Source organism: Longimicrobium sp., from assembly GCF_035474595.1.
Classification (GTDB): Bacteria; Gemmatimonadota; Gemmatimonadetes; order Longimicrobiales; family Longimicrobiaceae; genus Longimicrobium.
The window spans coordinates 52,256-71,431 of sequence record NZ_DATIND010000011.1 but is presented as its reverse complement, the minus strand read 5'-3'; the positions used below and the strand labels follow the sequence as shown (position 1 = coordinate 71,431).

The 19,176-nt window shown below is 70.2% G+C and carries 16 protein-coding genes and 1 pseudogene; 9 read left to right on the top strand and 8 right to left on the bottom strand.

The window, feature by feature from the left end; translation table 11 throughout:
• Window positions 1-474: 474 nt before the first annotated feature.
• From VLK66_RS02250 to VLK66_RS02235, 4 genes and pseudogenes are all read right to left on the bottom strand, one after another.
• Window positions 475-939, bottom strand: a complete 465-nt coding sequence (locus tag VLK66_RS02250) for a helix-turn-helix domain-containing protein (protein WP_325307529.1) — start codon at window positions 937-939, stop codon at window positions 475-477.
• A 447-nt stretch (window positions 940-1,386) separates the two neighbouring features.
• Window positions 1,387-1,590, bottom strand: a pseudogene (locus tag VLK66_RS02245) (cold-shock protein); the annotation flags it as partial.
• A 308-nt stretch (window positions 1,591-1,898) separates the two neighbouring features.
• On the bottom strand, window positions 1,899-2,117 hold the full coding sequence (gene infA / locus VLK66_RS02240) for a translation initiation factor IF-1 (protein ID WP_325307528.1): 219 nt from the start codon (window positions 2,115-2,117) through the stop codon (window positions 1,899-1,901).
• 183 nt (window positions 2,118-2,300) lie between these two features.
• Complete coding sequence (locus VLK66_RS02235; RefSeq protein WP_325307527.1) at window positions 2,301-2,465, bottom strand: hypothetical protein; 165 nt, start codon at window positions 2,463-2,465, stop codon at window positions 2,301-2,303.
• Between the two features lie 171 nt (window positions 2,466-2,636).
• Here VLK66_RS02235 and VLK66_RS02230 point away from each other — a divergent pair, with 171 nt between their 5' ends.
• The 6 genes from VLK66_RS02230 to VLK66_RS28580 all read left to right on the top strand — a co-directional run bounded on the left by VLK66_RS02230 (window position 2,637) and on the right by VLK66_RS28580 (window position 9,341).
• Complete coding sequence (locus VLK66_RS02230) at window positions 2,637-3,794, top strand: glycosyltransferase (protein ID WP_325307526.1); 1,158 nt, start codon at window positions 2,637-2,639, stop codon at window positions 3,792-3,794.
• Between the two features lie 475 nt (window positions 3,795-4,269).
• Window positions 4,270-5,244 carry an NAD-dependent epimerase/dehydratase family protein gene (locus tag VLK66_RS02225; protein ID WP_325307524.1) on the top strand — a complete coding sequence of 325 codons (975 nt, stop codon included), beginning with the start codon at window positions 4,270-4,272 and terminating at the stop codon, window positions 5,242-5,244.
• On the top strand, window positions 5,244-6,461 hold the full coding sequence (locus VLK66_RS02220; protein WP_325307522.1) for an aminotransferase class I/II-fold pyridoxal phosphate-dependent enzyme: 1,218 nt from the start codon (window positions 5,244-5,246) through the stop codon (window positions 6,459-6,461). Before VLK66_RS02225 ends, VLK66_RS02220 begins: the two co-directional genes overlap by 1 nt.
• A complete protein-coding gene (locus tag VLK66_RS02215; protein WP_325307520.1) occupies window positions 6,421-7,599 on the top strand; it encodes a GNAT family N-acetyltransferase in 1,179 nt (392 codons plus the stop codon). Before VLK66_RS02220 ends, VLK66_RS02215 begins: the two co-directional genes overlap by 41 nt.
• A 274-nt stretch (window positions 7,600-7,873) precedes the next feature.
• Window positions 7,874-8,380 (top strand): hypothetical protein, encoded by a 507-nt coding sequence (locus tag VLK66_RS02210; RefSeq protein ID WP_325307518.1) that lies wholly within the window; start codon window positions 7,874-7,876, stop codon window positions 8,378-8,380.
• 103 nt (window positions 8,381-8,483) lie between these two features.
• Complete coding sequence (locus tag VLK66_RS28580; protein ID WP_349260474.1) at window positions 8,484-9,341, top strand: HNH endonuclease signature motif containing protein; 858 nt, start codon at window positions 8,484-8,486, stop codon at window positions 9,339-9,341.
• Between the two features lie 5 nt (window positions 9,342-9,346).
• On the opposite strand, the gene VLK66_RS02205 is transcribed toward VLK66_RS28580, so the two are convergent.
• Both VLK66_RS02205 and VLK66_RS28575 read right to left on the bottom strand, forming a co-directional pair.
• The gene (locus VLK66_RS02205; RefSeq protein ID WP_325307531.1) at window positions 9,347-9,799 is read right to left on the bottom strand and encodes a very short patch repair endonuclease; all 453 of its coding nucleotides are present in this window, start codon (window positions 9,797-9,799) and stop codon (window positions 9,347-9,349) included.
• 65 nt (window positions 9,800-9,864) lie between these two features.
• Complete coding sequence (locus tag VLK66_RS28575) at window positions 9,865-10,860, bottom strand: DNA cytosine methyltransferase (protein WP_349260473.1); 996 nt, start codon at window positions 10,858-10,860, stop codon at window positions 9,865-9,867.
• A 369-nt stretch (window positions 10,861-11,229) separates the two neighbouring features.
• Between VLK66_RS28575 and VLK66_RS02200 the strand changes: the two genes are divergently transcribed.
• On the top strand, window positions 11,230-12,099 hold the full coding sequence (locus tag VLK66_RS02200; protein ID WP_325307517.1) for a hypothetical protein: 870 nt from the start codon (window positions 11,230-11,232) through the stop codon (window positions 12,097-12,099).
• A gap of 839 nt (window positions 12,100-12,938) precedes the next feature.
• Window positions 12,939-14,261, top strand: coding sequence for a tetratricopeptide repeat protein (locus VLK66_RS02195; RefSeq protein ID WP_325307515.1), 1,323 nt, complete (start codon window positions 12,939-12,941; stop codon window positions 14,259-14,261).
• 13 nt (window positions 14,262-14,274) lie between these two features.
• Here the strand turns inward: VLK66_RS02195 and VLK66_RS02190 are convergent, their stop codons facing one another.
• Together VLK66_RS02190 and VLK66_RS02185 are read right to left on the bottom strand one after the other, a co-directional pair.
• Entirely contained in the window at window positions 14,275-14,499 is a 225-nt protein-coding gene (locus tag VLK66_RS02190) for a hypothetical protein (RefSeq protein WP_325307514.1), read from the bottom strand.
• Between the two features lie 262 nt (window positions 14,500-14,761).
• Window positions 14,762-15,391, bottom strand: a complete 630-nt coding sequence (locus VLK66_RS02185) for a hypothetical protein (RefSeq protein ID WP_325307512.1) — start codon at window positions 15,389-15,391, stop codon at window positions 14,762-14,764.
• Window positions 15,392-15,923: 532 nt separating this feature from the next.
• Between VLK66_RS02185 and VLK66_RS02180 the strand changes: the two genes are divergently transcribed.
• Entirely contained in the window at window positions 15,924-19,160 is a 3,237-nt protein-coding gene (locus VLK66_RS02180) for an Eco57I restriction-modification methylase domain-containing protein (protein ID WP_414676449.1), read from the top strand.
• Window positions 19,161-19,176: the final 16 nt, after the last annotated feature.

Genomic DNA, 19,176 nt, shown 5'->3' with positions numbered 1-19,176 from the left:
CGGCCTCTGGACCGCCTTCATGGCAACCGCCCGGTTTCACCCGGCCCGTCGCGTCTGCCCGCTCCTTCGAGCAAGCCTTTCAATCTAACCCTGACCGGCCCGACCGTCAACCCCTCGGAAGCCTCTTCTTTTGCGACTTCCGCTCTGCCCCGCCGTCGGCTAACTCTCTCAAGTTAAACCACTTACAACCTGCGGTCAAGAGGCGATTCGAACGTTTTTTGCTGCCCCTCGATCGCCCGCCGCCGTTCGGGCGACAGCCCTAAAGGATATCAGCCCGGCAAAGCCCCGTCAACCCCCTCGCGGGGGCCGGTTTCCCTCGGGTTTCCAGCGGGGCGCCAATGATACACCGTCGGTATCGGGAGGTCAACCCCTTGTCGCCCAATCGTCTCGGCCGCATGACGGGGACGAGGACGCGCTCCCGGGAGACGATCCCCGGGAGCGCGGTGTCGGGCGGCTCTCTATAAAGACGTGTGGCTACGACCCGGGCCGGTCCTCTTCGTCGAGCGACTCGGCCAGGCGCACGGCCCAGACGGGAAGCGGGCGTTTGCGGCGCTCGTAGATGCCCTTCATCGCCTCGACCAGCTCCCGGGCAGCGTCGTGCTGCTCGGCCGCGGGGAGGCCGGCCAGCATCTCGAGCGCCAGGATCCCCATGTCGATGGGATCGTCGTGAAGCCCGCCCGGCTCTTCTTGCTTCTGGCGCAGATACCAAACCTTCAGCTTGGGCAGGTTGGAACGGGGCTGCGGCACTTCGCGCACCGCCTCCCACGCCTTGACCATCGTGTCGACCGCGCTCTTGGAGATCCCCACCTCGTCCGCGAGGTCGCGGAGCGACATCCGCCTCCGCCGCTCGGCCAGGAGCGCGGCGATCTGCGCCGCCTGAACACGCTCGCTCAGCGGGTTGGGCGCCTGGGCGTCCGTCTTGTGTCCGTTATGTCCCACGATTCCAGTATTCACGTGAAAGTGTACGCGGGGCGCACCAGCTACGCAAGGTCGTGTGGAGGACGGCAAGTGGACCTAGGGGACGAAGCAAAACGCCCCCGGCCCTGGGGGCCGGGGGCGAAACGTCGGAAGGCGGCGGGCAAGGCGGGGCTACTCCTCGCCCCAGCCGCGGGCGGGGCGGTCGAAGCCGCGCGCGCCGGCCGAGGGGGCGCGGTTGAACCCGCCGCCGCGCGGAGCGCCCGCCCCGCGATAGTCGTCGCGCCCGTAGCCGCCGCGGTCGCCGAAGCCGCCGCCGCGCGAGCCGCCGCCGGCGCCGCCACGGTCGTTGCCGTAGCCGCCGCGATCGTAGCCGCCGCGCCCGTACCCGCCGCCGCGGTCGTCACCGTAGCCGGTGGGACGCGGCCCGGAGAACTCCGGCTGCCGCTCGTCGTCTTCCGCGGGCGCGTCGAGCCGCACCACGTTGTACGCCTTCAGCCCCTTCGGTTCCTGCAGGATCTCGAACTCCACCCGCTCGCCCTCGTTCAGGGTCTTGAACCCGTTGCCGGAGATGCCGCTGTGGTGGACGAACACGTCGGATCCGTCTTCACGCTTGATGAAGCCGAACCCTTTCTCCGACGAGAACCACTTCACCGTCCCTGTGTCGCGTTCCATGTGGGTAACCCTGGTGTGGCTGGAGTGGGGGGAACGAGGGCCTGCTGAAATCGCATGGGGGATATCCGCAGGTTCCGTTCCCCCTACGGTCGCAGCCGGGGGACGGTGAACAAACCTTTTCAGCCGAAGCACGGCGGGCACAATGGCTTGCATCGGGGCGCCCGCGCCAGGTGTTTCCGGGAGCCTTCGCGGGCCGCGCGGAACGTGCCATGACGGGCCCGGGCGGCGGTGCCCCGCGGAGGGCGGCGGGATGCATCGTCCCGGTGCGGGCGGCGCGGCGGTGGCGGAGGGAATCCGTCGCGGGCGCGCTACTTGTGCCGGTAGGTGATGCGGCCGCGGCTGAGGTCGTACGGCGAGATGTCGAGCGTCACCCGGTCGCCCTCGAGGACGCGGATGTTGAACTTCGACATGCGGCCGGCGGCGTACGCCAGCACCTCGTGCCCGTTCTCCAGCTTCACGCGATAGTTGCGGTCGGGGAGCACCTCGGTGACCACCCCGTCCATCTGGAAGGTTTCCTGCTTGGCCATTGGGGATGTTGGAGTGCGTGGATCGGCCCCGGCGCGGAAGGGCTGGTTTCCGCGCCGCGGACCGGCCGCGGGCCCGCCGGCCCGCGCTGGAAATCAGGGAAACGTGGTACGATAACCCGGCGGCGCCCCAAGTTCAACGCCGTTCCGCGCCACACCGTGCGGCGGGATGGGCGCGGGGGCACGCTAGCGCCCGGTGGTGTCGCCCACGGCGGGGGCGTTCACGGTGCCGTCGGCGTTGCGGTGCGTCATGTACCACCAGGCGCCCACGGCGATGGCCGCCACGAGCAGGATGGCCAGGATCATGGGAAGCGGGCTGCGCGGCTTGCGTTCGACGCTGATGTCGGCCACGGTCGTCTCCTCGGGTTCGCGAGCGGGATGGGATGAACATGGACACGGATTCGGCCGCGTGGAGCGGCAATCCCCGCGCCGGTGCAGGAATCGGTAGCACGCGCGGGGCCTCCGCGCCAGATTCACGGCCGCACGGGAACGGATTGGCGGCGAAAATCGAACGGGAACCGGATGATCGGATCGCTCCTCTTCGGGCTGGCGGCGGTGACGGCGGGGTTCTTCGTGCTGCTGGCGGGGGACCTGGTCGCGGGCGTGCGGCAACTGGTGCGCCTGCGCGACGTTTTGCCGCTCGGCGACGGGGAGATGCCATCGGTCACCATCATCGCCCCGGCGCGGAACGAGGAGCGCGGGATCGAGGCGGCGCTGCGGTCGCTGCTGCGGATGGACGTGCCGCGGCTGGAGGTGATCGTGGTCGAGGACCGGTCCGACGACGGCACGGGCGCCATCCTCGACCGCATGGCGGCGGGGGAGCCGCGGCTGAAGGTGGTGCACGTGACCGAGCTGCCGGCCGGGTGGCTGGGGAAGAACCACGCGCTGGAGCTGGGCGCCGCGCGGGCCACGGGCGAGCTGCTGCTGTTCACCGACGCGGACGTGGTGATGGCGCCCGACACGCTCCGCCGCGCGGCCGCGCACCTTGTCCGCGGCGGGTTCGACCACGTGGCCGCGGGGCCGCACGTGGACATGCCGGGGTGGCTGCTGCGGACCTTCGGCGTGTTCTTCGGGATCATGTTCGTGGTCTTCACCCGGCCGTGGAAGGTGAAGGACCCGCGCTCGCGGCACCACGCCGGCGTGGGCGCGTTCAACCTGGTGCGCGCGGAGGCGTACCGGCGCATCGGCGGGCACCGGCCCATCGCCATGCGGCCGGACGACGACGTGAAGCTGGGGAAGCTGGTGAAGAAGCACGGGCTGCGCTCCGACTTCGCCAGCGCGGCGGACCACGTTCGCGTGGAGTGGTACCACACCGTCGGCGAGGCGGTGCGCGGGCTGCGCAAGAACGGCTTCGCGGGGGTGGACTACCGGCTGTCGCTGATCCTGCTCGCCACCGTTACCCAGCTCCTCTTCTTCATCTGGCCGTTCATCGCCGTCTTCGTGACGCACGGCGTGACGCGGACGCTCTACGGCGTGGCCGTCGCCATCGTCCTCTGCCTCTTCGCCGGCGCGGCGCGGGAGCAGCGGGTGCCGATGCTGTACGGCCTGGCGGTGCCGCTGGCCAGCATCCTCTTCATCGTGGTGATCTGGAACGCCACGCTGTACGCGCTGATGCACCGCGGCATCGAGTGGCGCGGCACGCACTACCCGCTCGACGAGCTGAGGGCGAACCGGGTTTAGGGGACAGGGGACGAGGGGAGATGATGGGGGATGGGGGCGGCGCGGCAAGGCCGGAAGGGCGAATGAATTCGCGGCAACAACTGCCCGAAGTCCGCCTTCGCGGACTGCTGTCCGGCGCCCCGCCGATCGGGAAGCTCTCGCTCATGCCTGGCAAGATCCCTCGCCTCGCGCCGGCGGCGGGACAGGGGGTCACAGTGGGCCGAAGGGAGGGCCGGTGTGACGCGCGGGGATCATCATCTCCATCCCCAGAACGCACTTCCGCACTCACGCACTTCCGCACTCGTGAACTGCGTGCGGGTTGACACAAGGCCGTGCCGGGGCTAGGTTTGCGCTTGATTTTCGCACATCGGGTCGGCCCCGGCGCACGGGACCGCGCGAGAGGATCAGGGCTTTCGGGGCCCGATCCTCTTTTCTGTTATCCGCGCGCCACCGTCGTTGCGTTCCCGTGACGCGCCGTGCATCTTCACCGCCGTTCATGGGAAGAACCGCACTGATCACCGGCGCCACCGGCTTCGTGGGCGGGCACCTGGCCGAGCTTCTGGCGGCGCAGGGCTGGCGCGTTCGCGCGCTGGTGCGCCCCTCGAGCGACACCACCCGGCTGCGCGCCCTGGGCGCCGAGCTGGCCGCGGGCTCGCTGGACGACGTGGACGCGCTGACGGCCGCCGCGGACGGCGCCGACACCGTGTTCCACCTGGCCGCGCTCACCACCGCGCCCGACGAGGCCACGTTCCACCGCGCCAACGCCGAGGGCACGCGCAACGTGGCGCGCGCGGCGCTGCGCGGGGGCACGCGGCCGCGACGGCTGGTGTACCTGAGCTCCTACGCCGCCTGCGGGCCGGCGACCGGCGGGCGCCCGCGGCGCGTGGCCGAAACACCCGCGCCGCTCACCGCGTACGGCCGCACCAAGCTGCAAGGCGAGGCGGCCGCGCGCGAGGTGGAGCCCGCGGGGGTGGAGCTGGTGACGCTGCGCGCGCCGGCGGTGTACGGCCCCGGCGACCGCGCCTTCCTTCCCGTCTTCCGCCTGGCGAAGCGCGGGGTGGCGCCGGTTCCCACCGGCCCCGCGCGGCACGTGCACCTGATCTACGTGCACGACCTGGTGACCGCGCTGGCCAATGCGGCCGACGCGCGGCCGGGAACGTGGGCGGTGGCCGAGCCGGTGGCGCACCCGTACGCCGAGCTGGTGGCGGCCATCGGCCGCTCGCTGGGGAAGAACCCGGTGCGCCTGCCCGTTCCCGCGGGGCTCCTGCGCGCGGCCGGCGCGCTGGCCGAGCGCTTCGGCGGCATGGTGGGAGGGACGGGCGTGTTCAGCCGCGAGAAGGCCGACGAGATGCTGGCCGAGGCGTGGGTGTGCGACCTGGAGGGGTCGGAGGCGCTGCTGCCGCGGGCGACGCCGCTCGCGGAGGGCCTGGCCGAAACGGCCCGGTGGTACCGAACTCAGGGATGGCTTTGATGTCGATTGTCGAGCAGCAGACGGCACGGAAGGCCGGCGACATCTTCGCGAAGTGCGGCCGCTACACGGCCGCGCGCGAGATGATCGACCGCGGCCTTTATCCATACTTTCAGCCGATCGAGAGCTCGGAGGACACCGAGGTGGTGATCCGCGGGCAGCGGCTGATCATGGTGGGCTCCAACAACTACCTGGGGCTCACGCACCACCCGTACGTGCTGGAGCGGGCGCACGAGGCGCTGTACCGCTACGGCAGCGGGTGCACCGGCAGCCGCTTCCTGAACGGCACGCTGGACCTGCACGAGGAGCTGGAGCGCCGCCTGGCCGCGCTCATGGGCGCCGAATCGGCGCTCGTGTTCAGCACCGGCTACCAGACCAACCTGGGCGTGATCAGCGCGCTGGTGACGCGCGGCTCGGTGGTGATCCACGACCGGCTGAACCACGCCAGCCTGCTGGACGGCGCGCAGCTGGCCAGCGGCGAGCTGGTGCGCTACGCCCACAACGACATGGCGGCGCTGCGCCGCGCGCTGGAGCGCAACGCCGACGCGGGGGGGATCCTGATCTCCACCGACGGCGTGTTCAGCATGGAAGGCAACATCGTCGATCTTCCCACCGTGCTGGACCTGGCCGACGAGTTCGGCGCGCGCGTGCTGGTGGACGACGCGCACTCCGTCGGCGTGCTGGGCGAGCACGGCGGCGGCACCGGCGAGCACTACGGCGTGCAGGACCGCGTCGACCTGACCATGGCGACGTTCTCCAAGAGCTTCGCCAGCATCGGCGGCGCAGTGGCGGGGCCCGAGGAGGTGATCCACTTCCTGAAGCACCACGCCCGCTCGCTCATCTTCAGCGCCAGCATGCCGCCCTCGGCGGTGGCCACCGTGCTGGCATGCCTGGACATCATGGAGCGCGAGCCGGAGCGGCGCCGCACGCTGTGGGCGAACGCGGAGTATCTGCGCGAGGGGCTGCGGGCGCTGGGCTTCGACGTGGGCGTGAGCGAGACGCCCATCATCCCCGTGACCACGGGCGACATCGAGCACACCTTCGTGTTCTGGCGCCAGCTCTTCGACGCCGGCGTGTTCACCAACCCCGTGCTGCCGCCCGCCGTGCCCGAGAGCGCGTGCCGCCTGCGCACCTCGGTGATGGCCACCCACACCACCAGCCAGCTGGACAGGGTCCTCGATGCCTTCGCCCGCGTCGGCCGCCAGCTCGGCGTCCGCTAGCGCCCGCACCTCGGCCCCGGCCATCCGCGAGATCGGCCGGGGCGAGTCGCTCAAGCCGTTCATCGACCTTTCCTGGACCCTGAACGCGGCCGACCCCAACTGGGTGCCGCCGCTGCGCATGGTCTTCAACGCGCTGATGGACCGGGACAAGCACCCGTTCTACCAGCATGCCGACGTGGCCTTCTTCGTGGCCGAGCGCGACGGGAAGATGGTGGGCCGCATCGCCGCCATCGCCAATCACCGCGCCAACGAGTTCCACGGCGATACCACCGGGTACTTCGGCCTCTTCGAATCGGTCGACGACTCGGCGGTGTCCGGCGCGCTGCTGGACCGCGCGGGCCAGTGGCTGAAGGCGAAGGGGCTGACCTCCATGCAGGGGCCGTTCAACCTCTCCACCAACGACGAGCTGTACTCGGGGGGCGTGCTGATCGACGGCTTCGACACGCCGCCGGCCTTCATGCTGGGGCACAACCCGCGGTACTACGGTCGGCTGATGGAGGCCGCGGGGATGGAGAAGGCCAAGGACCTGGTGGCCTACTGGCTCCCGCACAACGACCCGCCGAAGCGGCTGATCGACGGGATCGACCGGGTGGCGAGGCGCGAGGGATGGCGCATCCGCACGGTGAACATGAAGGACTTCAAGGCCGAGGTGGCCCGGGTGATGGAGGTGTACAACTCGGCCTGGGAGCGCAACTGGGGCTTCATCCCCATGACCGACGCCGAGTTCGAGAGCATGGCGAAGGAGTTCCGCCCGGTGGTGGACCCCCACCTGGTGCTGATCGCCGAGACGCTCGAGGGCGAGCCGCTGGGGTTCCTGCTGGCGCTGCCGGACCTGAACCGCGCGATCAAGCCGCTCCGCAACGGCCGCCTCTTCCCCTTCGGCGTCTTCAGGTTCCTGTGGGCCAAGCGGAAGATCCGCACGGCGCGGGTGCTGACGCTGGGGATGAAGCCGGGCCACCAGCGCTCGGGGATCGGCGCGGCGCTGTACCTGAAGGTGTTCCAGATGGGCGCGCGGCACGGGTACGACAACGCCGACGCCTCGTGGATCCTGGAGGACAACGGCCCCATGCGCCACGCGCTGGAGAAGGTGGGCGCGTACGTCTACAAGACCTACCGCGTCTACGAGCGCGCGGTCTGACCGCCGCTTAGGGACGGACGTGAGAAGACCGGCTTTCCGCGAGGGGGAGCCGGTCTTTCGTTTGGTCCGCCGCCCGCATCCCGTGCTCTGCTGCTGGACAGCGTGTCCCGTGGCGCGCCATGGAGCCGCTGCGGCGTAGAGATGGCCGGTTGGCCGCGCAGCCTTGTCCGGAGCGGGCGATCAGCCGTTCAGGACGGCGGAGATGGAGATTGACGGCGGGGCATGGCGTTCGCGATTCTCCGGGCGTGACACCCACCACGGGAGACGAGCCTCGATGCGCATCACCCCCCTCCTGATCGCGGCCGCCGCGCTGGCGCTTTCGGCGCCGGCCGCGGGGCAGGAGCTTCAGCCCGGCACCCGTGTGCGCGTGTCGGCGCCCATCATCCGCGCCAGCTCGCGCTTCACGGGAAACGTGGTCAGGGAGGAGAACGGCCGTCTGCTGCTGCGGCTGGACCCCAGCGTCCGGCAGGACACGCGGCTGGACACCATCTCCATCCCGCGCGAGTTGATCCGCCGCGTGGAGGTGAGCCTGGGGCCGGGCGGGCGCTCGCGCGGGCCCGCGGCGCGCACGGGCGCCATCGCGGGGCTGGTGGCCGGCGCCATCGTGGGCCTGATTGCCGGCAGCGGCAGCTCGGCCGACCGCCCCGCGCGCAATCCGTGGATGACGGCGCTGTGGACGGCCCCGCTCCTGGGCGCCGCCGGAGCCGGCACCGGCGCCCTCATCGGCCAAGGCGAGCGCGAGCGCTGGCAGACCGCGCCGGGCGGGAGGACAGAGCATTAGAACGCTGGACTGTGGATTGATCTGGCGGGGGTGATCAACGAATACCACATTAAGCAGCTAACTCCTCGTTTCTGAAACTTCGAACACAGTTTCCTTGTCAGCCATGACTGACCGCGTTCTGCCACATCCAAACGGACCCGAGCTGAAGGAGGTACTACGAGGCAGGGAGCTTCAGGTTATTTACTCCTTTCTCTACGTTCGGCGTGACGATCCCCCGACTATGGCGGAAATCAGGCGACATGTAGAAACCACCATAGGAAAACCACACGAACAGACCGACCGGCGAGTCAGAGATTTACGAAAGACTTTTTCAGTTCTCGCCGAGCGCGTCAAAGGCCACGCTCATGAGCACCGCTACCGGCTTGTAGGATGGGCGGACAAACGGCGAGGCAACCGGAGCAATCTAAGCCATCGAGTTGAAGCTGAGGTATTCGAAACCTACGGGTACCGTTGCGCGATGTGTGGGCGGAATCCTAAAGAAGACGGAATCAAGTTGGTTATTGATCACAAAATACCCGTTGCTTGGGGCGGCACAGACGATATCGAGAATCTCCAGGTTTTGTGTGAGGATCACAACCATGGGAAGCAGGCCCATTATGCCTCGTTCGACGAGTTCGGGGACGTAATACGAGCTGTACTCAATTTCACTGAGCCCCACCTTCGAATTGGAGAGCTGCTAAAGTTGTTAAAAGATAAGCCTGTACCCGTATCTCTCATTCAGCTTATCGCGCGCGAAGAAAACCGAGGGGATCCGACAAGGCGTCTTCGAGAGCTGCGTGCTCTTGGGTGGCGCATCAGCGTCATGAAACGAAAGGAAGGCCTACGAACAAACTCATACTACACACTTGAGCATTGTGAGCCCTGGCCTGAAGGAGGACCCCGGGCGGCAATATCTCGCATCGAAAATGACAGGAAGCGAAGAAAACGGTCGCGACTGGGCCCCCTCGAACTTGATCTGTAAGCGGTTCAAGATATGTCGACATTGTTAATCCGAACGGCCTTAGCCACAATATCGGCAGCACCGTTTACATTGCGCTTCACGTCGCTTTCCCAGAGCCTAATAACGGTCCAACCCATCGTTCGAAGCTTCGCTGTTACCTCGTCATCTCGTTTCATGTTTCGTGCAAATTTCTCTTTCCAATATCCGATGTTGACGCCCTTCATTCTTTGCTCTACTGCCTCCATTCCTTGCTCCCGAAGCAACCGCCCGTGCCAGTAGTCTCCATCAACGAAAACGACGACCTTAGATCGTGGAAAGACGATGTCAGGCCGCCCTGGAAGCCCAGGAGCATACTTCCGGTAGCGAAGTCCCATCCGATGTAACGTCTTCGCGAGCGCTTGCTCCGTCTTGTTTCCGCTGGATCGTATCGCCGCCATATTACGGCGGATTTCTTCAGGCGCCTTAGGCCGGTGACTCACTTCTCTTTCCTTCACTTGCTGCTGAACCGCGTCGCGCTCGTCGCACTTCGGCCGAGCCTCGAAAGTTACCCTACGGAAGCAAAAAGGTCTGGCACGTCAGGTACCAGCACGGGAGTATTGCCGAGCAATGCGGCTCGGATAGCTGCTCCGACGGCAGCCGCGACAGGAGGAGGAAACGCATTTCCGACTTGGCGGTAAGCCGCGGTCTTGCGCCCAATGAACTCCCAGCTATCTGGAAACCCTTGAAGCCGCGCGGCCATCTCTACAGTGAGCTTCGGAAGCCCGTCGCACGGGAATTCACACGCTGGCGGCAAGTCGGCAACTCCGTGTCCATCCACGCCCAACTCGCGCCAAGCAAGTTTTGCGCGCGTCGGCCCCAAGTCGGGGCCTCCGTGCTTTTTTGACCCACCAACGAGCGTCGGGGCAATTGAATTCGCCTTAGCCGCCCAATGGGCCGCCCCAGGCCAGCCTCTTGAACCCATTAGCTCCCGTAGGGCCTCACCGACAGTTGGAGGCGTTTCAATGGGGCGCGGCCACCTAAACCGAGCAGCCGCATCACCTCGCAACGCGACGAGGATGAACCGGGGCCGCAACTGGGGCACGCTGTAATTGCATGCGTTCAGTACCTGCCATTGAGCATCATATCCCAAGTTACGCAGCCGCGAAAGGATGTCCTCCCGGTATCGCTTAAACCGCGCAGTGGACAAGCCCCGCACGTTCTCAAGCATCACGGCCCGTGGCCTGGCCTCCTCCACAAGACGAAGAGCGGCCGGAAAGAGGTCCCGCTCGTCCCCTGGCCCGAGTTGTTTTCCCGCGATTGAGAAAGGGGGACACGGAACCCCGCCCGCAAGAAGGTCAATCTCGCGATATTCACGGGCGTGGAAATCGCGAACGTCCATTTTTACAACGTTCCACTCCGGACGATTCCGCTGCAAGGTGGCACAAGCAGCATCGTCAATCTCGATGGTGATCTCGTGCCGAAACCCCGCCCGCTCCAAACCAAGTGCTTGGCCACCTGCACCAGCGCAGATTTCGATAGAGCTCAGCGGGGAATCTTCCATGGGACCCTCATGTGGAAGTGTCTATATCATCCGGAGAACGCCCGAGAAGGCTGTACTAAGTTAACGGAAGTTGCCATAGCGCGCCACAGGATGTTCTCCGGAGTAGAAGCAAGGGCATTACGGGGGCACTGTCCAGTTATCTTCCTTCCATTCCCCACGGGTGGGGAATACAGTCCTTACGGCTCCTCGTCGAGGTAGCGCTTGACAACCCGCCCCCGCGTACCCAATCTCAATCCTCGCAAATGTTTCCGCGCGCGGCGGTTCCCCACCGCGAAACCGTGGCGGAAGCACCCCGTATGGTTCCCCAGCCCGCGACTTCCGTCCGCCGGGCATCTTCCCTCAACGCCCCGCCAACCTCACGAGGTCAGCATGCAGTTCAATTCTCCGCGCCTCCGCCGCAGCCTGGGCCTGGGCCTGATCGCCCTGGGCATCTCCGCGTGCGGCTTCAAGGACAAGATCGCCCACGGCGGCACCGACGGCGGCGCCGCCCCCGAAGACGTGGACCAGAAGAGCGAGGCCACCGTCACCGAGGCCGAGCTCGCCGCCTTCAAGGCGCCCGCCGACAGCTCGCTCACCCCCGAGCAGATCGACCACTACCTGCGCACCAGCCTCACGCAGTTCGACGTGATCCGCGCCGAGGCGCCCCGGCTGCACCAGCAGGTGGCCGACATGGAGAAGCGCGGCAAGGACGGCGGCGTGCTGTCGGGGCTGCGCAACGTGGCCGAGGGCATGGGCGCCATGGCGCACTGGGGCGACCTGATCGGCGGCAGCTACGTGCGCTCGGCGCGCACGCTGCACTACAACCCGGCCGAGATGGAGTACGTGCGCGAGCGGATGGTGGCCATCAGCGGCCACCTGATGATGAAGCCGGCGCAGAGCATGGGCGCCAGCTTCCGCCAGCAGGCCGAGGCCATGAAGGGCCAGCCCGGCGTCACGCAGCAGCAGATCGACGAGATGCTGAAGCAGGCCGACGAGATGGACGCCAACATGAAGCCGTCGCCGGCGCTGCAGCAGAACCTGAACGCGCTGAAGCAGGCGCGCCCCAACGTGACCGACGCCATGTGGACGCAGATCGGCTTCGCCACCGGCGGAATGGGGCTGGTGGCGCTCAGCAACCTGGGCGACCCGGCCGACACCGCGTCCACGCGCAAGCTGAACGAGTTCCGCACCCTGTACACCGACGCGCTGAACAACCGCGTCTCGCGCGGCCTCGAGGACAAGCCCGCCGGCAGCAACTGATCTTCACGATCCGGCGCTGACCGGCGTCGGCGGACGGGCGGCCCTCCTCGCGGGGGGCCGCCCGTTGTTCATGGTGCGAAAGTGCGAAAGTGCGTGAGTGCGTCGGGTCCGCGCGAATCCAACGCACTCCCGCACTCCCGCACTCCCGCACTTCCGCACTTCCGCACTCACGCACTTCTTTTCCTTGGGCGTGTTTGGCGCCGAGGCGCCAAACCGGGCTGCGCGCGCGGTAGGCAACGATACGACTGTTGCCAACCGCGCCGGGCCCCCGGCGGATTCCTCGCTTTCCCGCGCCGCCGCTCGCCCCGGCATCCCCGCGGCCGCCCCGCCGGGTTCCCGGCCCTTCGGGCGCGCATCCCTCACGCAGATGCGTCTCCCCGGCCTCGCGCCGCCCTCACCGCGCGCCGGAGGGCGCAATGCCGCCGAGGCATCCCGATGTCATCCCCCAGGCAGTCTCCCACTCGCTAAAATTTCTCCCGCCGCCGCACCCTCCACAAATCCCCTCTGATTTCAACGTTTTTTCCCTCTCCAGCACGAACTGCTCCAATACGGGCGGTCATCTCGATACGCGCATCTTCTTTCCGCACGAATTCATCCGGTTTTTTTGCGCGGTATACATCGTAAAAACGTCTACTTGTCTGCATCCTTCCACTGACGCACGATCGGGCTACGTCCGCGTGAAGTAGCTGCACTGCCTCAACATCCATCTCTTCACCGATCTCCCCAACAGCCGTTCACTTGCGAGTCTACTTCGTAAAATTGCGCGGGGAGCACGCGCTTGTTAACGTTTCTTTTTAGCCTTGCCATGCGCCCTCAGACCATGCATCCGGAGACTTCTGGTGACGGAGGAACGAACCCAACGACGAAGCCGGCGCATCTCGCGCCTGTGGGTGGTGCCGCCCGGGCTCACCGCCAGCGACGAGCCCTTCGAGGGCTACCGCGTGCTCGAGGAAGCCGGCGCGGGGCTGGGCGTCCCGCTCTGGCAGTTCCTGCGCGACGTGGACCTGTGGTCCACCACCCCGCCCGAGGCGCGCGGCCGCCTGTTCAGCGCCGGGATGGTGCGGCGCCGGCGCGCGCTCCTGGCGCAGCTCGGCGTCCGCCGCGAGCTGCGCCTGCCGCTGGAGACCATCGGCCAGGCGCTGGAGGGGCGCACGCACGGCGCCGGCGCGCAGATCACCCGCGCCTGCGAGACGCTCAGCCGCTGGGCCGGCGACCACGCGATGCCGCGCACCGCGCTGGCCTTCGCGCAGAGCGCCTCGCTGGCCACGCCCGAGCAGCCCGGGCCCGCGTACATGGTGGGGCTGCTGGCGCGCCGCAACGCCGAGTATCGCCGCGCGGAAACGTGGTTCCGCCGCGCGCTGGGGCTGGCGCGCCGCTCGGGAGACTGGCGGCACTACGGGCTGGCGTGCCTGGGGGTGGGCAACCTCTACCGCCAGCGCGGCGATTATCCCACCGCGCGTGCCTGGTACGGACGCGCGCTGCGCGTGGCCCGCCGCCACGCGCTGTGGGACGTGCGCCCGCTGGCGCTGCACGACCTGTTCTGCGTTTCCATGAATGGGGAGAACGGCGACACCGCCGAGGAGTGGGCCCAGCGTGCCTTCAAGGCGTACGGGCCGCGCCACCCGCGCCTGGTGGCGCTGGCGCACGACGTCGCCCGCTTCTGGCTGGACCGCAGGCGCTTCCGCCCGGCGCTGCAGGTGTTCCGCGCCGTGCTCCCGCACGTGAGCCGCATCGCCGAGCGCCGCATCGTGGTGGCGAACATGGCGGCCGCGGCGGCCGGGATGGGCGACCGGCTGGCCTTCGCGGCCATGTGGGGCGAGACGTGGCGGCTGGTGGACGAGTACGAGGACACCGAGGGGGTGCCCGAGGCGCTGGTGGGGATCGCCGCGGGGGCGGCCGCGCTGGGCGACCCGGACCGCGCGCAGCTGGCGGCCGGGCACGCGGCCACCGTGGCCCGCAAGCGCGACGAGCCGGAGCCGCGCCTGGCCGCCGAGCGCATCATCGAGGCCGCGCGCAGCGTGCGCGTGCGGGCCCGGGTGCCGCCCCCGCCCCCCGCGGAGGACGACGCGGAGGCGACCCCCGAGGCGCTGTTCGCCACCGAGCTGGCCGAGGCGCTGACGCTGGGCGTCGACCCCGACCCCGGCGAGCCGGTGGCGGACTAGCGCGGACCCCGCGTCAGGCGCCGGAGCCCAGCGTCCCGTTGCCGATGCGCGTGGCGGTGTCGCCCTGGGCGGTGGAAGTGCCCGTCCCGCCCGGCGCAAAGTTCCCTGAGCCGTACGTAGAGCCGCCGTCGGCACGCGGCGCCGAGGGGCGGTCGGGGGCGGTGATGGACGAGGAACGGCCGCACGCGGCGGCGGTGAGAAGGACGATTCCGGCCAGGATGTAGCGGGTGGTTCGCATCGGGGCTCCTTGCGGTGAACGATGGATGGACGCGGCGAGAACCATCTCCGCGTGCCCCTCAACGTAAGCCGCCGCGTTTACCACATACACCACTGAGCCGCCGGAACGCGCTCTGTTTCCGCCATACGTTCGCCTCGATCGCCGGCGAGGACCGGTTTCAGGTCCTCGATGGACAAAGAAGCCGTAAGCGCGCCGGCTTCCAGACGCGGACGGAGAGGCGCCGCTCCCGGCACCTCCCCGTCCGCCGGCCGCCAGCGGATGCTCAGCGGTGCGAGCGGGCCGCGCGCAGGCGGGTGGCGACCGAGGCACGGCTGGCGGAGGGGACGCGCGACGGGCTCACCAGCGGCACGTCGAAGGCGCCGTTGGTGACGGTGATGGTGGCGTCGCCGAAGAACTCCGTGGCCGTGCCGCTGAAGGTGCCGCGGATGCGGCCGCCGGAGACCGCGGTCACGCTCAGCGTGCCGCTGTCGAACAGGTAGAAGTCGGACTCGTCCTCGCTGGCGTCGGGATCGGTGTCGAAGGCGATCCCGGCGAAGGGGCAGTCGTCGGCAACGCAGCCGGCGTCCAGGCTCAGCACGGTGGGCCCGGTCACGTTCGCCAGGTCGAACAGCACCATGTCGCCGGTGCTGGAGGTCACCGGCCGGTAGGAAAGGATGCTGACGAACGTCTGCCCCTGCAGCGTGCCTTTCGCGCCGACGGCGAACGGCTGCTTCGCGAAGGTGGTGTCGCTGGTGCGGACGATGGCGCCGGTGGCGCTGTACGAGCCGCTGCGCGCGCCCGTGTAGGTGAACGACAGCGATCCGGGGTCCACGCTGCTCCCCGTGCTGTCGCCGCAGGCGGCCAGGGAGATGGTGGCGGCGAGGAGAGCGGCGGCGATTCCGGTATTTTTCATGGGAGGGCTCGATCGTGGTGAGGTGTGCGCTGCCGCGGGGGAGAGTTCGCCCCGCGCGGCCGGCGGAGAACGAAGATATCGCGCCACCCCGCTTGCGAAAACATCTGATTCCGTTTGATTATTCCAACGCGAATGCATCGCAACGAGTTGCGCCTTCCCGCCCGCCCCCGCTCCCGGTCCCATCACCTCCACGCCGCGACGCACGCGGGGGACAACCACCCGCCCGCGCGGGAGGACGGCGCCGCCGGGCGAGTCTCGGCGGAACAGGCGCGGACGCGCCGCCGGCAGGGCATCGCTCCACCCCGCGCGCCCCCGTCTCCACCGCCATCCGCGGACCGCCGGCGGCGAGGTCGCGGACACAAACAGTTGGCGTCTTCATCCCCGTTGACTTCCGCGGGGCCGGGCCTGACATTCCGGGCGTTGGCCCACCCCCGCCGGACCCCGAATCCCGCAGCCGAATGAAGCGCACCGCCCCCACGCACGCTCCCGCGCGCCCGCATCCGCGCATGCGCGCCCGGAGGTCGTGGTGAGCATGGTGGCGCCCGCCGCGCACGTGGACGCGCCGCACGGGGCCGCCGCCGCCGAGCGCGAGCTGCGCCTGGCTGTGGCCGCCGACGTCTTCGAGCGGCTGGCCGCGGGGTTCGTGGACGGCCGCCGCCGCCGCGGGACCGCGCAGGAGACCGACGCGTCGCTGGCCGAGGTGTTCGCCGGCACGCTGCTCCTCCTCTCCCGCGTCCTCTTCCTGCTGAGCGCCGAGTCGCGCGGGCTGCTGCCGGCGGACGGGCCGTACGCGCGCCACGGCATCGGCCGCATCCGCGAGCGGGTGGCGGAGCTGCGCGCGCCGGGCGAGCGATTGAATCCCCAGTCCGCCGACCTGTGGCGCGAGCTGGCCGCGGTGTTCGACCTCGTCGCCCGCGGCAGCGCCTCCGTCGGCCTCCCCGCGTACGGCGGCATCTTCGCGGCCGGGACGCCGGCCGGGCGCTTCCTGCGCGACCACTCCGTCTCCGACTTCTTCCTGGTCCCCGCGCTCGACAAGCTCTCGCGCGACGCGGAGGGGGGATTCTACGACTTCGCCCCGCTGGGCCCCGACGACGTGGCCGGGGTGCTGGACGGCGTGCACGGCCTCCGCCTGGCGGCCGACGAGCGCGGCAAGCCGGTCCTCGTCGACCCGCGCGGCGAGCGGAAGGCGTCGCCGCACGGCGCGCTCCCGCGGTGGATCGTGGAGTACGTGGTGGCCGAGGCGGTCGGCCCCGCGCTGGCCGAGCGCGAGGCCGCGTACCGCGCCGCGGTGCACGAGGCCGCCGCCCGCCGCGAGCGCCTGCACGAGGCGCCGCCCGAGTCCGCCGCGCGGCTGGCGCGCGAGGCCGCCGCGCTGGAAGACCGCGCCGCCGACGCCCTCCTCTCGCTCCGGGTCGCCGACCCGGCGATGGGGAGCGGGCGCTTCCTGGTGCACGCCGCCGACCTCGCCGCCCGCCGCCTGGGCGAGCTGCTGCGCGAGATGCCGCGCGGGCCGCTCTCCGCGCGCGTGGCCGAGGTCCGCGCGGGGATCGCCGCCGGGGTGCGCGCACAGGGGCTGGAGCCGGATCCCGCCCGGCTGGGCGACGACGCGCTGCTGCGCCGCATCGTGGTCCGCCGCTGCCTCTTCGGCGTGGACGTGGACCCCGCCGCGGTCGAGGCGGCGCGGCTGGCGCTCTCGCTGGCCGGCTTCGTCCCCGGCGCCCCGCTCCCGCGCCTGGACCACCACCTGAAGTGCGGGAACGCGCTGGCCGGCGCGCGCGTGGCCGAGCTGCAGCGGGCGATGGAGGAGAACCCGCAGGGGCAGTTCGACGCGTTCGGCGGCCCCTTCCGCGGCCTCCTGCGCGCCGCCGCCGCCATCCGCGAGGTGGCCGCGTCCGCCGACGCCAGCCCCGCCGAGGCGGCCGAGGGCGCGCGCCGGCACGAGGAGCTCGAGGGCGCGCTGGCGCCCTACAAGCGGCTGCTGGACGTGTGGATGAGCCGGGGCTTCGGCAACCGGCTGGCCGAGGAGATGGCCAGCCTCCACGCCGACGAGGTGGTGGAGGCGGCGCGCGGGGGGCGCGGGCAGCTGGGGCGCGCGCACGCCGAGGCGCTGGAGCGCGCGGCGGGGCTGGCGCGCGAGCACCGCTTCTTCCACTGGGACCTGGAGTTCCCCGAGGCCTTCGTGGACGCCGAGACGGCCACGTGGAGCGAGGACCCCGGCTTCGACGCGGTGATCGGCCGCCCGCCCGCCTCGCGCGGCGAGCACGGCGCCGCGCTCCGCCCGCACCTGGCGCACGCCTTCGCCGAGGTGTACGACGCCTCGGCGGACCTGCACGCCTACTTCTGGCAGATGGCGATGACCGTGCTCCGCCGGGGCGGCCGCGTGGCCTTCGCCGCGGCGGAGCGGTGGATGCGCTCCGGCCCGGCCGAGGGGCTGCGGCGCTTCCTGGCCCAGCGCGCGGAGATGGAGCGGCTGGTGGATTTCCGCGCCGCGGCCGCGCGGGTGGAGCCCGACGCCGCCTGCGTGGTCGTGGCCCGCCGCCCCGGCCCGGACGGCCGCGCCACCGCGGGCGAGACGCAGGTCACCGTCCTTCCCGCCGGCGCGGGCGCGGAGCCGCGGCTGGCCGCGTACGCCGCGGCGCATTCGTACGCCGTGCCGCGCGGGCGCTTCGGCGGGGCGCCGTGGAGCCTGGAGCGCCCCGAGGTGCAGCGGCTCATCGACCGCATCACCGCCGCGGGCGTTCCCCTGGCCGACTACATGGGCGCGGCGCCGGCGGGGGGAATCCGCACCGGGCTGAACGACGCGTTCGTGGTCGACGCCGAGACCCGCGACCGCATCGTCCACGCGCACGCGGGCGCCGCGCACCTGGTGCGCCCGCTGGTCCGCGCGGGCGAGATCGAGCGCTGGGCGGCGGACTGGCGCGGCGCGTGGCTCATCGCCATCCCCAGCTCCGAGGAGCACGCGTGGCCCTGGACGGGCGCGGGGGAGAGCGATGCCGAGCACCTCTTCGCCCGCTCCTTCCCCACCCTGCACGCCTACCTGAAGCCGTGGGAAGAGCGGCTGCGCGCCCGCCACGACCAGGGGCGCTACTGGTGGGAGCTGCGCCCGCGGACCGAGCGCGAGCACGCCGGGCCGAAGATCGTGCACGCCGACAGCGCCGCGCACCCGCAGTTCGCCTACGCCGCGGCCGAGGTCTGCGTCCTCGCCAACGCCTGCGTCTGGCCCGCGGCCGATCCGTATCTCCTGGCCGTGGCCAACTCGCCGGTGGCGTGGACCTGGCTCTGGCGCAGCGCCCTGCACGGCCGCGACGACGTCCTCCGCCTCACCCCGTCGGCCGTCGAGGCGCTCCCCGTCGCCCTCCCCACCCCGGAGCTGAAGGGGGAGATCGACGGCGGGGTGGAGCGCATCGTGGAGCTCACCACCGAGCGGCGGGGGATGACGGAGGAGATGATGGCGTGGCTGCGCTCGGAGTACCACATCGCCCCGCCCGACGCGGCGCTGGCGGCCTTCGCCGACCTGAACGCCACCGCCTTCGTGGACGCCGTCCGCCGCCACCGCGTGGCGCACGCCGAGCCGCTGGCGCCGCGCGAGGTGGGGATGCTGCGCAACGCGCACGCCGAGTACGCGCCGCGGCTCACCTCGGTGCAGGCCAAGGCCGCCGGTCTGGAGCGCCGCATCTCGCAGCTGGTGGTGCGCGCCTACGGGCTGTCGCCCGACGAGGTGGAGCTGATGTGGTCCACCGCGCCGCCGCGGATGCCCGGAAGCCGGTGAACGGACGCGCGCGGAA

Coding starts and splice junctions, on each gene's coding strand:
- infA (WP_325307528.1), bottom strand. CDS start 2,117: ATGGCCAAGCAGGAAACCTTCCAGATGGACGGGGTGGTCACCGAGGTG.
- VLK66_RS02230 (WP_325307526.1), top strand. CDS start 2,637: ATGATCGGATCGCTCCTCTTCGGGCTGGCGGCGGTGACGGCGGGGTTC.
- VLK66_RS02225 (WP_325307524.1), top strand. CDS start 4,270: ATGGGAAGAACCGCACTGATCACCGGCGCCACCGGCTTCGTGGGCGGG.
- VLK66_RS02220 (WP_325307522.1), top strand. CDS start 5,244: ATGTCGATTGTCGAGCAGCAGACGGCACGGAAGGCCGGCGACATCTTC.
- VLK66_RS02215 (WP_325307520.1), top strand. CDS start 6,421: ATGCCTTCGCCCGCGTCGGCCGCCAGCTCGGCGTCCGCTAGCGCCCGC.
- VLK66_RS02210 (WP_325307518.1), top strand. CDS start 7,874: ATGCGCATCACCCCCCTCCTGATCGCGGCCGCCGCGCTGGCGCTTTCG.
- VLK66_RS28580 (WP_349260474.1), top strand. CDS start 8,484: ATGACTGACCGCGTTCTGCCACATCCAAACGGACCCGAGCTGAAGGAG.
- VLK66_RS28575 (WP_349260473.1), bottom strand. CDS start 10,860: ATGGAAGATTCCCCGCTGAGCTCTATCGAAATCTGCGCTGGTGCAGGT.
- VLK66_RS02200 (WP_325307517.1), top strand. CDS start 11,230: ATGCAGTTCAATTCTCCGCGCCTCCGCCGCAGCCTGGGCCTGGGCCTG.
- VLK66_RS02190 (WP_325307514.1), bottom strand. CDS start 14,499: ATGCGAACCACCCGCTACATCCTGGCCGGAATCGTCCTTCTCACCGCC.
- VLK66_RS02185 (WP_325307512.1), bottom strand. CDS start 15,391: ATGAAAAATACCGGAATCGCCGCCGCTCTCCTCGCCGCCACCATCTCC.
- VLK66_RS02180 (WP_414676449.1), top strand. CDS start 15,924: ATGGTGGCGCCCGCCGCGCACGTGGACGCGCCGCACGGGGCCGCCGCC.